10 protein-coding genes and 1 tRNA gene are annotated in these 13117 nt (G+C 58.2%); 7 read left to right on the top strand and 4 right to left on the bottom strand.

The features are described 5' to 3' along the window. Positions 1–1102 precede the first annotated feature (1102 nt). Together ACXJKO_RS24510 and ACXJKO_RS24505 are read left to right on the top strand one after the other, a co-directional pair. Complete coding sequence (locus tag ACXJKO_RS24510; RefSeq protein WP_457093683.1) at positions 1103–2038, top strand: DUF7146 domain-containing protein; 936 nt, start codon at positions 1103–1105, stop codon at positions 2036–2038. Beyond that, on the top strand, positions 2031–3203 hold the full coding sequence (locus tag ACXJKO_RS24505) for an AAA family ATPase (RefSeq protein ID WP_457093682.1): 1173 nt from the start codon (positions 2031–2033) through the stop codon (positions 3201–3203). Before ACXJKO_RS24510 ends, ACXJKO_RS24505 begins: the two co-directional genes overlap by 8 nt. Positions 3204–3704: 501 nt before the next feature. On the opposite strand, the gene ACXJKO_RS24500 is transcribed toward ACXJKO_RS24505, so the two are convergent. Then, positions 3705–4451 (bottom strand): hypothetical protein, encoded by a 747-nt coding sequence (locus ACXJKO_RS24500; RefSeq protein ID WP_457093681.1) that lies wholly within the window; start codon positions 4449–4451, stop codon positions 3705–3707. Between the two features lie 73 nt (positions 4452–4524). After that, on the bottom strand, positions 4525–6144 hold the full coding sequence (locus tag ACXJKO_RS24495) for an AAA family ATPase (RefSeq protein ID WP_457093680.1): 1620 nt from the start codon (positions 6142–6144) through the stop codon (positions 4525–4527). 410 nt (positions 6145–6554) lie between these two features. Between ACXJKO_RS24495 and ACXJKO_RS24490 the strand changes: the two genes are divergently transcribed. The 4 genes from ACXJKO_RS24490 to ACXJKO_RS24475 all read left to right on the top strand — a co-directional run bounded on the left by ACXJKO_RS24490 (position 6555) and on the right by ACXJKO_RS24475 (position 11008). After that, on the top strand, positions 6555–7040 hold the full coding sequence (locus ACXJKO_RS24490) for a hypothetical protein (protein WP_457093679.1): 486 nt from the start codon (positions 6555–6557) through the stop codon (positions 7038–7040). Between the two features lie 112 nt (positions 7041–7152). After that, on the top strand, positions 7153–7317 hold the full coding sequence (locus ACXJKO_RS24485; RefSeq protein ID WP_457093678.1) for a hypothetical protein: 165 nt from the start codon (positions 7153–7155) through the stop codon (positions 7315–7317). Between the two features lie 13 nt (positions 7318–7330). Then, a complete protein-coding gene (locus ACXJKO_RS24480) occupies positions 7331–9349 on the top strand; it encodes a head maturation protease, ClpP-related (protein WP_457093677.1) in 2019 nt (672 codons plus the stop codon). Positions 9350–9784: 435 nt separating this feature from the next. Next, positions 9785–11008, top strand: coding sequence for an integrase (locus ACXJKO_RS24475; RefSeq protein WP_457093676.1), 1224 nt, complete (start codon positions 9785–9787; stop codon positions 11006–11008). Positions 11009–11095: 87 nt separating this feature from the next. On the opposite strand, the gene ACXJKO_RS24470 is transcribed toward ACXJKO_RS24475, so the two are convergent. Further along, positions 11096–11170: transfer RNA gene (locus ACXJKO_RS24470), tRNA-Gly, on the bottom strand. 44 nt (positions 11171–11214) lie between these two features. Further along, positions 11215–12306, bottom strand: coding sequence for a 2'-deoxycytidine 5'-triphosphate deaminase (locus ACXJKO_RS24465; RefSeq protein WP_457093675.1), 1092 nt, complete (start codon positions 12304–12306; stop codon positions 11215–11217). Positions 12307–12523: 217 nt separating this feature from the next. On the opposite strand from ACXJKO_RS24465, the gene apaG reads away from it, so the two are divergent. Further along, entirely contained in the window at positions 12524–12916 is a 393-nt protein-coding gene (apaG, locus tag ACXJKO_RS24460) for a Co2+/Mg2+ efflux protein ApaG (RefSeq protein WP_457093674.1), read from the top strand. The last annotated feature ends 201 nt before the right edge of the window (positions 12917–13117 follow it).

Below are 13117 nucleotides of genomic sequence, written 5' to 3'. Positions count from 1 at the left end.
GTCTTCAGTATTCAGGTTAAGCTTCACCGTTCGCAGAGATGAGATCATCCCTGCGTTTACTCGACTTCAAGAAGCTGTAAGCATCTGAAGACTTTCAATTTCCGTCAGAGGAGCCATGGATACATGCCTTTGATTGGCACTGCCCGGCTCGTGGCGCCGATCAGGACGTTGGAGATCCCGATCTGACCTGGCGTCGATACGGAGCTCACGAAGGAGCCCTTCTCTACTTAGGTCTATGACATGAAGCCTGCCTGGATCTGAAATCCGGCGGGGCTGCGGATATGTCGATTAGCCGGCGCTTTGTCAACACCCTTCCGGAGAATGCGGTGCGTTTTTTGGCCGGCCTGGGGATGCTTGCTTAAGAGGAGGTTAAGGCGCAGGCGCTCGGCTGCCGCCGATCCAGTGGAATGAGGGCGGCGCCCCAGGAGATGGCTCGTTATCTAGAGCTGTCGCCCCGATTGCCCGTATTGCCTTGATCTCCTCGGCCGCCTGAGCCTTGCGATATGGGCCGGCACTCGCCATCGACACGCCGCTCCCCGACCATGCATTGTCTTTCACGAGGGCCGGCTTCGGCGAACGCTGACCCGAGGCCAATGAATAAGAACCCGGCGATTGCGGCTCCGAACAACTTCATCATGAGACCCCATGGACACTGGCTCTATGCGCCTGACGCACTGGGGCCCGCATGGTTTCCGCGGCTGTCTACACATCTTCGAGAAGTCCCCGCCGATGGGAGCCAGACGATGAACATGGAGAAAAAACGGGTTGGAAAGCCTTGCCGATCAAGGGATCGGTTGGAGCGGGCGATGGGAATCGAACCCACGACATTCAGCTTGGGAAGCTCAGGCAAGCCATTGATCTAATTACCCCGTGTTCCTTGTCCAAACGGACGAAAGGAATGCGTAGTGAGACACAAGCGAGGGGCTAGGAGCTCCGAAAACGAAACCGCCGCTCCGGCTGGACCCCGGAACGGCGGCGAAAACCAGAAGCTCGCAAAAACTTCCACCCACGAGATTACCCATCCGGGGCAGACCGCGCAAGGCGTAGGTCCGGGCGCGGCAGCTTGGCATTGGCAGCCCGGGCTGCTGCGGAGGGCCTCGAAATGACGGCCTTTTCGCTCCAATTCGTCGCCCGTGCCCTTGGGGGCGAAGTATCAGGACACCAGGTGCTCGCACCAGGTCCCGGCCACTCCGCCCGTGATCGCTCCCTTTCGATCCGGCCCGACCCTAGGGCACCAGGCGGTTTCCTTGTTTATAGCCATTGCGGTGATGATCCCCTCGAGGCCAAGGACTTCGTTCGGCGTAAGCTCGGCCTGTCGCGGAACTTCGAAGCACTCCCCTCCCCCGCTCAGAGGGCCTCGACTGTCCTCGTGAGTGCGAGCCGCTCCGCTCAAACCACTGCCCGCGCAATGGCGATATGGGCCGAGGCACTCAACCCTTACGGCACCCCCGTTGAAGCCTATCTCACTCGCTGCAAACGGGAAGGCGGCCGCGGTCTGCCCTTCCCCCATGATGCAGCGGGCGAGGCTATCCGCTTTCATCCGGCCTGTCCTTTCGCCGGGAGCCGCACGCCCGCTATGGTGTGCCTTGTACGTGATGTGCGCACCAATGAGCCACGGGCCATCCATCGCACCGCTCTAACCCTCAGGGGCCTCAAAGCCAATATTGGCGGGCATGAGCGCCTTGCCCTGGGCCCGGTTGCGGGTGGAGCCATCAAACTCACGCCCGATGAGGAGGTAACAGCTTGCCTGGGCATCGGTGAGGGCCTGGAAAGTACGCTCACCCTCCGTCTTGCGCAGGAGTTCGGCCCATCGCCCGTGTGGTCGCTCCTCTCTGCCGGTGGCGTGGGCGGTCTGCCGGTGCTGCCGGGCATCGAGTGCCTGTGGATCGCCGTGGATCACGACCCGGCCGGCATCGCCGCGGCCGAGAGTTGCGCCGCCCGGTGGTGCAACGCGGGCCGCCACACTTTCCTGCTCAAGCCTCGCACCGAGCGCCAAGACCTCAACGACATCGTTAAAGGGGAGAAGCGGCATGCTTAATCCCGAGGAATACGGCTTTGAGCACCGGGCCCCGCATGCTCCTGGCGCGTCATGGCAACCGCCGCAACCCCGTACTCGCTTCCCCATCATCACCTTGGACGATATCGAACTCGATGATGAGCCGGTATGGCTCATCGACGGCCTCTTGCCCGCATCCGGCTTCGGCATCGTGYTTGGCCCGCCCAAGAGCGGCAAAAGCTTCCTCGTGACGGATGCCCTGTTCAACGTCGCCCTCGGCCGCCCCTGGGCCGGGCGTGAGACGAAACAAGGCGCCGTGGTCTACATCACGGGCGAGGGCGTGACCGGCTTTAAGCGCCGCCTCGTGGCCATCCGCCGCCACTATGAGGTTGAGGGCAAGGGCGTGCCGTTTGGCATGATCCCGGTGGCTCCGGACCTTGGCCACGCAACCGAGGATGCGGGCGAGCTCGTGGAACTCGTGAAGGAATGGCTTGCCACTATCGGCAACCCTCCTCTCGCGGCCATCGTGATTGATACCGTGGCGCGGGCTATGAAGGGTGCCGATGAGAACGCGGCAAAGGATATGTCCGTGTTCGTGGACAATTGCGGCACCCTGGGCGRTGCGTTCGGGTGCCTCGTGCTCGGGGTACACCACGCGGGCAAGAATGCCGATAGGGGCGCTCGAGGCTCTAATGCGCTCGATGCGGCCGTTGATGTAATGTGGAGCGTGGAGAAAGGCGCGGCCGCCAGCACCGCCACCATCCATCACATGAAGGATGGCGAGGATGGCATCAGTTGGCAGTTTCGCCTCATCCCCTTCACCCTCGAGGATGCCACAGCCACCCGCGGCGCACTCTCCTCGTGCGTGGTAGAAATCGTTAACCAACCTGATGAGGTGAAAGAGGCGCAACAGGCGCAACAAATGCGCAACAAGCCTAGGCTTGGCGACCGCCCAGCCCTCCTCCTCCGCGCTATCGACCGGGCATTGAGTGATGCGGGCGAGCGCCTCAAAGGCAATGTGAACGTGCTGCCCGATGTGAGCTCAATCACCCGTGAGCGCCTCAAGCGGTATCTCCCCCTCGAGGGCTATTGGGACAACGACAGGCCCGCCAACACCCAACGGGCGACCCTCAGCGCAGACCTCAAGACACTCAAAACCCGCGGCTATATCGGGCTCACCGATGAGCACGTATGGAGGCTCTCATGACAGGGGCGCAACAAGGCCGATTTATTGCGCCCCTCTTGGCTCTCATCGCAACAAGGGGCAACAAATCTGAGAGCATGCGCTCAAACCCTTATGCGGCAAGGATTTCAGCACAAGCGCAACAAGGCGCAACACCCCCGCAACAACCCCGCAACAAGGCCCACGGTCCCGCCCCTCGAGGGGCGAAAAAGGGGACCGCAGCAGGCGCAACAAAACCCTATAGGGTTGTTGCGCTTGTTGCGCCCTCCGCCCCGATGGACTGCTGGGCCGATCAGGTGCGGCGTGCCCTCAATGTTTTCGGGTCCGACCCCACCCCTATGGGTCCCTCTGATGGGGTGCACGCCCCGAGGGGAACGCGCGACGGCGGGGTATCCCCAGCCGCAGCAACCCTCATAGAGGAGGGTACAAACGGAGAGGCGGCTATCGAGGTTATCTAATCGATTGAGAAAGGATCTTCCAAAATATGTAGGCAGTTAAATAGCGGTGCACCTGATACTTATATACTTAGCGTTGCAGGCGTAGCCGACGTTCGGGAAGTCTCCCATGTAGCAACGCATACARCACTACGTCGAACGGGTAGCCACTGAGCCCGACCAGTTGCCGGAGATAGGGTTCGGGAACGGGATCATCATTGTAGTCCAAGACCCACGGGCGAGCATTTGGAAATTCGACTTTGTAGTGGCTGCTGCCTCGTGGCTTCTTGATAGATGAGCAGCCCAGTAGAGAGAGGTTTTGCTTTGCCGCAGCAAAGGAAACATTCGCCCGAATTTCCTCTAATGGCACCACCCACTCATAAGCATCGCTTAATGAGTTTAGGTTCTTAGGTCCTACAAGGGGAAAAGTCGGAGCGTCATCAGGATTGTCGTAACTTCCCTGAGATCCATGTGCGAAACTAGTATCACATATGATCCCGATAAAATTCTCGTCTGGCTCCGAGCATCTTACGTGTTCAGTTAGCAGCTTGCCAGTTTCCTCCTGCCAAAGTGGCGCAAGCCCACCATTATGACAGTGCGTTGGAAGTGGATGCAATCTCGCATCCCCAACCTCGCTGACGTCATGTCGTATGCACAGCGCGCCTTGCCTCAGCAAGAACTGCTCTAACAAGCGATGTATCTCATATAGCCATGGAATACGGTCGCCTTGGTCCCACTCGAAATCTTCTACAAACTCACAAAGTAAGTCTGTAGCCAGGATGATCGCTTGGTTACCATCAACGACCTGTTGTAGCTCTCCAAGAGCGTCAATGACCAAATGTAGCTCTTCTTCGTTCCTAGGAAAGCTTTGGTCTAGGAGAAGTGGCGAGGGAACTAGTAGTGCAGTCATTTTACTGCGCTGAAGCCTCCGGCAGTGCACCTTGGGTTCTCTTTGCTTTTTGTGCACGTAGCAATCTTCCGGTTAGCTCACCGGCTTCCCCAAAGAATTCCCTCGGCCACTCAGGGACCGTTCCATCCTCACGCACTGTCAGATCAGTTATGCAGGGACGCTCATTCACACAACTTAAGAAGAAGATCTTTATCTTGCTTGCTAGCTGGTGCTCGAGGTCCTCGGCAGCGAGAACTCGCAACGAATTGATTAGGTGCTCACTGTGGGTCTCGATCAAGACAGAGCGATCCGCGTATACTAGAGAAACAAAGAAGCTCGCTAATCGAACCTGCAGTGCAGGATGTAAATGCAACTCAGGCTGTTCAATCATGATGATCGAATGCCGAGGAGCAGTAAGCCCTTTCACTAAGATTGGAAGGATTTGTGAAAATCCGAAACCGGTGTCGGCGAGGGAAAAAGCTTTCCTGCCAATTCCTCTGAGACGGACCTCTCCAATAACGCCTCGATGATACTCTGCAGAGATTTCCTTAGGCTCATGCTCTTTGGAGACTTCTGATAATTTCAGATAGCTGACCCACGCATTCAAGGCTGACTTGAGAGTTGTATTGACGGGTGTTTGGGGAGCGTTAGGCAGGCAAGCACGTATCCGTTTGGAAAGTTGGTCGCGCAAAATGTACGGGACGGATTCCCCGATAACGTCAGCGCTGAGAGCATCTGCACGGTCCAGCATGTAGTAACGCCGCGCTGGTGCCCGAAGTGGTCCGATATATTCCACACGAGTGAGCTCGTTTCTGAGATCAGAAATTATCTTGTTCATCATCGGGGGTAGAACGGCCGTTGCAGGTGAATACTGAGATTTGCGCACCGCCTTACTCTCAAGATCCTTACCTACAATTGACGTTGGAAGTATTCCCCGCATCAATAGGCCGAAAGCGATGTTCTCCCCATATGTCTGCACAGGCTCAATAACCTTTCGCCCTCCAAAAGCATCGAAAAAGCGGCTCGGCATCGCAACGAAGTGTGGCACGTGGTCGGAAAATGGCTTCCCAGCAAGGAGATCTTCCTCCCCAGGTTGGGTCATTCCAATAGTAAAGCTAAGAATGTGAATGCCTAGGACGCTTACTTCGAAAGTTGCTTGGTACATCACACCAATACCTGCAACATCTTCTTGTTTCGTCGCCTTCTTGGGCTGGGTCGAATAGTGTCTAAATTCAAAACGAACCTTAACTAGACCTGGGATGCCCTCGTGATCCGCAGTTAATTTTTTTAGTTTCGCAAACTTCGCCTTCGAAACGAACGAGCCAATTGTGTTAAGATTATTTTTTGACCAAGCAGAGTCATAACTTAGGCCAATGATTATAGGCTTCTTAACATCATTCCCAGTTACTAAAGATCTAAAATCGCCAAGATCAACATATCTCCCGACGAACTCAACACGTGCGAGATGCTCGGGGCTAACCTCTGCCCCGACTGTGTTCTGCTTGAGAAGCAGCAAAGCCTTCAAAACTGTCGACTTTCCTGCGCTGTTCGTACCACAGAAAGCGGTCAAGCTTTTCAGCGGAAAGGTCCAGTTCCGCCCGGCAAAGGTCCGAACGTTCGAAATTGTAACATCACGGATCATCGGGCTGAACTTAACCTCACCATATGTACTGAGCGCGACTGAGAGCGAAACCTCGTCAGCAGCCCCGCTTATATAATTTTGGGAATGGGGCGTCGACTGCCTTGGCAGAGTCTTTAGTTCAGGCTCGCCAAGTGGCTAAACGTGCAGCGTATTAGGACCCTTCAAAGACATGTTATTTTCCATAGTGTGGTTGTGGCTCAAGATCCCCTCAGTGCCAAAAATCGCCCCTACGCGCATGCTCTGCCTGAGGGGTCTATAACCAGTAGTTGAGGATGCCAAGATAATTGCAACTCAAACTATGAACGATCATCTACTCGCAGGCAAAAGGCGAGGGGAAAACATTGCATACATGTTGACAGCAAGCCGGGCATGATTAAGTGTCATCGCATACAACATGTATGCGAGAGCCCATGCTGAGCCGTGCAGAGTTTCTTCTCTTAACCGACCTTACCCGCCCTCGTTTCGACGCTAGGGCGCGACGTGATCAATTTCCATTCTTAGTCGCTGATGAATACGATGGAGTGCAGGGTCGACGCCTTTATACCGCTGGCCATGCTCTCCTGACTGTTGTTGTCGAGGACCTTGCTCGTAAGGGCGGCCTCGACCTCGATCTAGCAAACGAAATCGGATTGAACTGTCAGCACTTCCTCTTTGATGCCGATCTCAGTGATGACAGCAAGCCCATTTGGGTGGGAGCTGCCTTTTGGGATGAGAACGGCACCATCGGCCGCAACCATGTTGGCGGCACCATTGAGGCAGTTGATACACAACTAAAGMGAGACCCAGACACAACGCCGCTGACCTTCCGTGTCGTTTTAGCAAACGCCACCCGAGCGGCAGCTATCGTCAGACGCCGTGCGCAAGACCACAGGATAGAGCTTGGTCCTTTTTTCTGACGCCCTGACCTGATGGTCATCCTGCAACCCGCCTCATTCGATAGGAGTGAGCATGCCAGAACCATCAATTCCTTTMCGTATCTCCGCTGATTTCGAGGAGCGATCCAAGCAGATGCGCTTACGCATCGAGGCCGGTGAGCCCATGACCTATCAGACCCTCGCGGATGTCCTCGGCCTGCCATTCGAGTTTGTGAGTGCGGCTGTAGGCATTACCATCGCCCTTCAATCTGGCCAGCCGGTTGTTATCGAACCGGCTGCGATGAAACCAATGCACTGAGGAGGGCAGACGAATGAACGCACATGCCCCTCTTAATTCGGTCTCTCTATCACCTCGTAGTGATGCCTCGATTGTGCTCAACGATGAAATCCTTCTTTACGGGATCGTGGATGCTTGGGAGGTGCGGGCGCTCGATGTGATTGCAGCCCTTGCCGAGTTGCGCCACCTCGACACGATCACGGTGCGCATCAACTCCCCAGGTGGCTCGGTTTACGAGGGCCTCGCCATCTATGACGCATTGCGCATGAGCGGTCACAAGATCGTGGTGCGCGTTGATGCGCTCGCGGGCTCCATTGCCTCGATCATTGCGATGGCGGGCGATGAACTGGTGATGGCCGAGGATGCCCGGCTGATGATCCATAACCCGTGGGGCTATGCTCAGGGCGAGGCCAGTGATTTGCGCAAGCTCGCGGATGAGTTGGACGGCATCTGCGATAGGCTCGTTGATATCTATCTTAGGAAAGCGGGCGGCAAGATCGACAGGGCACGACTCATCAGCATGCTCGATGAGGAAACGTTCCTCTCGGCTCAAGAGGCCGCGGAGCTCGGGTTCTGTGATCGCATTGATGTGCCGCTCAAAGCTGCCGCTCTCGCTCCTGACGCAATCCGAAACCGGAAGATCGATTACTTCCTCACCCCAGCATCCACCGAAAATCCCGCCTCATCCTCCAACGCGGCCCAGGCCGCAAACTCAGGTACTACCATGACGTTAAATCAGTCTACTGGTACGGCGCCGCAGAACGGCCTCGGCCCGCTTTCTAATGAGGCAATGCAGGCGGCCGCTCGTGCGGTGGCGGAAATCTACAACGCGTGCACCCCTCTCGGTGCTGTCGGTGAAGATACCAACGCTCGTGCGCAGGACATGGTTAATCGTGGCCTCACGGTGGATCAGGCACGGGCAGAGGTAATCGGCATCCTCGTGGATCGTCAGCCGAGCCCGCAGCGGGCATACATCGTGCCCGGCAATGGCATGAAGTCTCAAACGGCCGATGAGGAAATTCGGGGCCGCATCAGGGCTGCTTTCCATGGGGGATCTATCCACGAGGCTATGGCACAGTTCTGCCGCGAACGCGGTATCAGCGTGCCCCTAAGCAGAGACCGCCTCGTAAACCAGATCATGGGCACAGGTAGCCGGTTCATGAACGCGGGGAATCCCGGCCTGCACACCACCGCTGATTTCCCAATGCTATTAGAGGATGAAGGACATCGCTTCCTCCTCGAGGCCTACCAGAGCACTCAACCCGTGCTCAAACGTATGGCTCGCAAGCGCACGGCTGTGGACTTCCGCCCGACGACCGCACTGCGCCTCGGCGGCTTCGGACCGCTCAAAAAAGTGAGTGAGGCGGGCGAAATTCAGTACATGACCCGCGACGAGGAGGGCGAGAAGCTCGCTATCGATGAGTACGCGGGAATTTTCGCTCTCTCCCGTAGGGCGCTCATCAACGATAACTTCTCGGCCTTTGCTGATCCCCTCAGGGATTTCGCCCAGAGCGTGTCGCTTGTCGAAGGTGACACAATCGCGGGCCTACTTACGGCGAACGGTGGCCAAGGTGCTGTGCTCTCCGATGAGTTGCCCTTGTTCCACGCTTCTCGCGGCAATATCGGCGCCGCCGCGGCTCTGAGTGTTGAGAGCCTTGGCGAGGCTCGTGCGGCCATGCGGCTCACCAAGGGGATTGACGGGGTGAGCACGCTCAACCTTGTGCCTGCTTACCTTGTTGTTGGTCCCGAACTCGAGACGCAGGCCGAGGCGCTCCTCGCCCAGATCAATGCCGCCACCGTTGATGATGTGAACCCGTTTTCGGGCAAGCTCGAGCTCCTCGTTGAGCCTCGCATCACTGACAGGTCTTGGCGCGTGTTTGCCTCAACGACCTCCTCCCCGGTTCTCGCAATTGCCTATCTCGAAGGTCAAGAGGGGCCGCAGCTTGAGACGAAGAGCGGGTGGGAAGTGCTCGGCATGGAATTTCGGGCGGTCTTAGATTTTGGTGCCGGTCTCCTAGGATGGAGAGGCGCCTACCTTAATCCAGGCCAATAAGCGGCTCTAGGGGCTATTTCTGAGGGCGAAGCGGCCAGCCCAACAACGACAAGCCTGATCCCTGCCCCGAAGGATTACGCAAGGGTCAATCAGGCAAAGCCGCACCTACACACCACTCTCACTACGCGAGCATTGCCACGATGTTGCCCTCAGCCCCCACATCTCCTTCCAAACGGAAAGGGTCCGCGCGAGCTCGCGGTGGGGTTGATGTGCGCTCGCAAGGTCTTTTCCCCTCTGAGAGCGAAATTGCCCRCCGTTTGAGCCAAGAACCGGCAGAATGGGCCGCAAAGGCGAAGATCCTTGAGCGTGGCGGCCTACCCCGCGTAGATCCAGTGATGGGCGGTCGCTTCTGGCCCGCGGTTGAGGCATATTGGCTCCGCCGTTACAACCTGACTACCATCGAGGCCTCTCAACCAGACGGAGAGGATAACCTCGATGCCCTATGACTACCCTACACCGGGCCTAAAAACTCGGCCTCGAAAGAGCGGCCCAGACAAACTCTACTGGATCGCTCGCGCAGACCTGTCAAAAGCTGGATATGAGCCTAAGTCGGTGCCTCTACCCTACGAGGCCGACAATCCCGATCACCTACCCCTAGTATCGGCCATGTGCATGAAGCTTCAGGCTGAAATGCTCGAATGGTCGTCAGGCCGGCAGCGCGACAAGCTCGCCTTTGATGGGACGATCCTCAGCCTTTCCCGCCGTTACCAGTTGGACGAGGCCAGCCCATTCCAGCGGATGAAGCACAACACTCGCCACAAGGACACGTACACCCTCAAGATTATCGAAAAGGCTTTCGGAAAGAGAGCTTTAGCAGCCCTCAAGATAGGAAATTTCTATCACTGGTACGATGAGGCTAAGAAGCCAAAGGTCCCTGGTGGACCTGAGAGAGTCCGAAAGGCTCACGGGATCATCAAGAAGCTACGTGAGCTATTAGCCTATGGTATTATGGCGGAGCTTCCCGAGTGCAGGCGCCTTTACGAGATCCTTGAGCATGCCCGCTTCGCCCAGCCGGCCCGGCGTCGGGTTGCAATGGAGCTTGAGCACGTTGAGGCCTTCATCCCCAAGGCGATTGAGATGGGGCGGCTTTCTCTTGCTCTTGGCACAGCTTTCCAGTTCGAGACTGCCATGCGTCAGAAAGACGTGATTGGCGAGTGGGAGCTAATCCCTCAGGGCGAGGAAGCCTCGGGTATCGTTCTCAATGGGCGTCGATGGATTAACGGGCTCGTGTGGAGCGATATCGCGGCCGACCTCGTGCTCAGGAAGGCAACCACCAAGACAGGTGCCTACGCGGCTCATGATCTAAAACTTTGCCCTCTTGTACTCCGGTGCTTGGATTTGATCCCAGCCGATCGGCGCTTGGGGCCGGTAATCGTCGATGAGACAGCCGGGCGCCCCTATGCGGAGAGTGCCTATGGTAGAGAGTGGCGTCTAGTCGCTCGCGCTGCGGGCGTACCTGAGCACGTCTGGAACATGGACGCTAGAGCTGGGGCCATCACTGAGGCCGAGGATGCCGGTGCGGACCTAGACCATATCCGGTCTACGGCGGCACATTCACAGTCATCAACCACGCTTCGCTATTCACGGGGCGCAGTTGGGAAGTCGCGGAAAGTAGCCGAGCTTCGAATCGGCCACCGCACCGCGAAGAACGGGGCCTGAACAGCCCATAGGGAACGCGGCGAGGAACGTGGGGAACACGAGATTAGCGGCAGAACGTCGGAAAGCTTTTTCCACCAATAAGTTAGGTGGAGCGGGCGATGGGAATCGAACCCACGACATTCAGCTTGGGAAGCTGACGTTCTACCTCTGAACTACGCCCGCGTTGTGCCGACCATATCGACCTTGACGGCCCTTCCGCAAGGGGGTCAGCGGAAGTGCTTGGAGAGCTTCAGGCCTTGGGCCTGGTAATTCGAGCCGGCCCCGGAGCCGTAAAGCACCTGGGGGCGCTCGGCCATGCGCTCGTAGACGAGGCGGCCGACAATCTGTCCGTCCTCCAGGATGAAGGGCACATCGCGGGAGCGGACTTCGAGGACCGCGCGGGCCCCCTCCCCTCCTGCACCGGCATGACCGAAGCCCGGATCGAAGAAGCCCGCGTAATGGACCCGGAACTCGCCCACGAGGGGATCGAAGGGCACCATCTCGGCGGCGTAATCCGGCGGCACATGCACCGCTTCCTTGGAGGCGAGGATGTAGAACTGGCCCGGGTCGAGGATCAGGGTACGGCTGGCGTCGGCATAGAGGGGCTCCCAATAATCGGCGACCCGGCAGGAACCTGGCTTGTCCACATCGACGAGGCCCGTATGGCGCTTGGCCCGGTAGCCGATGAGATTATCGGGGCCGAAGCCCGCCAGATCTACGCTGACGGCCACGCCGTCCTGGATCGATGGCTCGGCGGAGGTCACGACTCGCTCGCGCTGGTGCAGGGCCTGGAGCTCGGCATCGCTCAGGCGCACAGCCCCTTTCCTGAGGCGGAGCTGGGAGAGGCGCGTGCCGGTGCGAACCAGAACGGGGAAGGTGCGGGGGGAAATCTCGGCATAAAGCCGGCCGTTATAGCCCGCGCCGATGGTGTCGAATTCCTGGCTCCGGTCGGTGATCACGCGGGTGAACACATCGATGCGGCCCGTGGAGCTTTTGGGGTTGGCCGCCGCTGAGAGATCGTCCGGCAGGCTCAGGCTTTCCTGCAACTCGGCGATATAGACGCTGCCCGTCTCGAGGATGGCGCCTGCGGCGAGATCGATCTCATGGAAGCTCAGCTGGTTCAGGCGGTCCTGGACCGTATGGCCCCGCCCCGGCAGGAAGCTGGCGCGCACCCGGTAGGCCCGGYGGCCCAGCCGCAGGTCGAGGCTCGCCGGCTGCACCTGATCGGAGGCGAACGGCGTCTCCGGTTTGATGACGCCAGCTTCCGCAAGGCGCATGATGGCATCAGCCGATTGGATCCCGTCCTTCAACGCAACCATGTTTGTCTTCCGAGGGCGAAGGCCCTCATTCGAGTTCTTGAGCCTGACCTTCTCTCTAAGAGATGTTGCCGGAATTTCAAAGTGCACGCTCGACCCGATCGCCATCGTCCCGGAAAGCGCACAAGCGAGCATAGCCTCCTGCCCTCGATTGACGGGGCCTTCGGGCCGCCTTACCACGGCAGGATCGGCATTCAGGACCGGCTTCAAGGGACCACTCATGTACAAGGCCGTAACCCGCGGCATCAGCGTGACGGTGACACCCCGCTACATGCCAGAAGAATCCTCCCCGGAGGACAGCCGTTATTTCTTCGCCTACACGGTGGAAATCATCAACACGGGGCTGGAGCGGGTTCAGCTGCGCTCACGCTATTGGCGGATCCTCGACGATCAGGGCCGCCTGCAGGAAGTGCGCGGCGCCGGCGTGGTCGGTGAAGAGCCAACCCTCGGTCCCGGCGAGAGCTACAGCTACACGAGCGGCTGCCCCCTGACGACGCCGAGCGGCACCATGCAGGGAAGCTATGTGATGGAAACCAGCACCGGCGAAACCTTCGACGCCGAGATCCCCGCCTTCTCGCTCGATATGCCGAACGGCCGAAGGATCATGCACTAGCGCGTCGTGCGGGGCAGGACATTCGGCATCCAAAGGATGCACCAGCCGACAATGGAAAAGGCCAGCGAGAGAACCCGCTGGCCTTGAACCTTAGACGATGAAGAAGTCCTTCTCGGAGATCTTCTTGATGTTCCTGTCCAGGATCGCGATCTGGATCGCGGCCTTGGACCCTGTACCATCCTCATCGTAAAGCACGATCCC

It is taken from the genome of Microvirga sp. P5_D2 (assembly GCF_054049475.1).
Note: the sequence above shows the minus strand (reverse complement) of the source record. Positions and strands in the feature narration are given on the sequence as shown.

Bases quoted from the DNA above. Each gene is read 5' to 3' on its own strand.
- ACXJKO_RS24510 (WP_457093683.1), top strand. From the start codon at position 1,103: ATGACGGCCTTTTCGCTCCAATTCGTCGCCCGTGCCCTTGGGGGCGAA.
- ACXJKO_RS24495 (WP_457093680.1), bottom strand. From the start codon at position 6,144: ATGATCCGTGATGTTACAATTTCGAACGTTCGGACCTTTGCCGGGCGG.
- ACXJKO_RS24485 (WP_457093678.1), top strand. From the start codon at position 7,153: ATGCGCTTACGCATCGAGGCCGGTGAGCCCATGACCTATCAGACCCTC.
- ACXJKO_RS24480 (WP_457093677.1), top strand. From the start codon at position 7,331: ATGAACGCACATGCCCCTCTTAATTCGGTCTCTCTATCACCTCGTAGT.
- ACXJKO_RS24475 (WP_457093676.1), top strand. From the start codon at position 9,785: ATGCCCTATGACTACCCTACACCGGGCCTAAAAACTCGGCCTCGAAAG.
- apaG (WP_457093674.1), top strand. From the start codon at position 12,524: ATGTACAAGGCCGTAACCCGCGGCATCAGCGTGACGGTGACACCCCGC.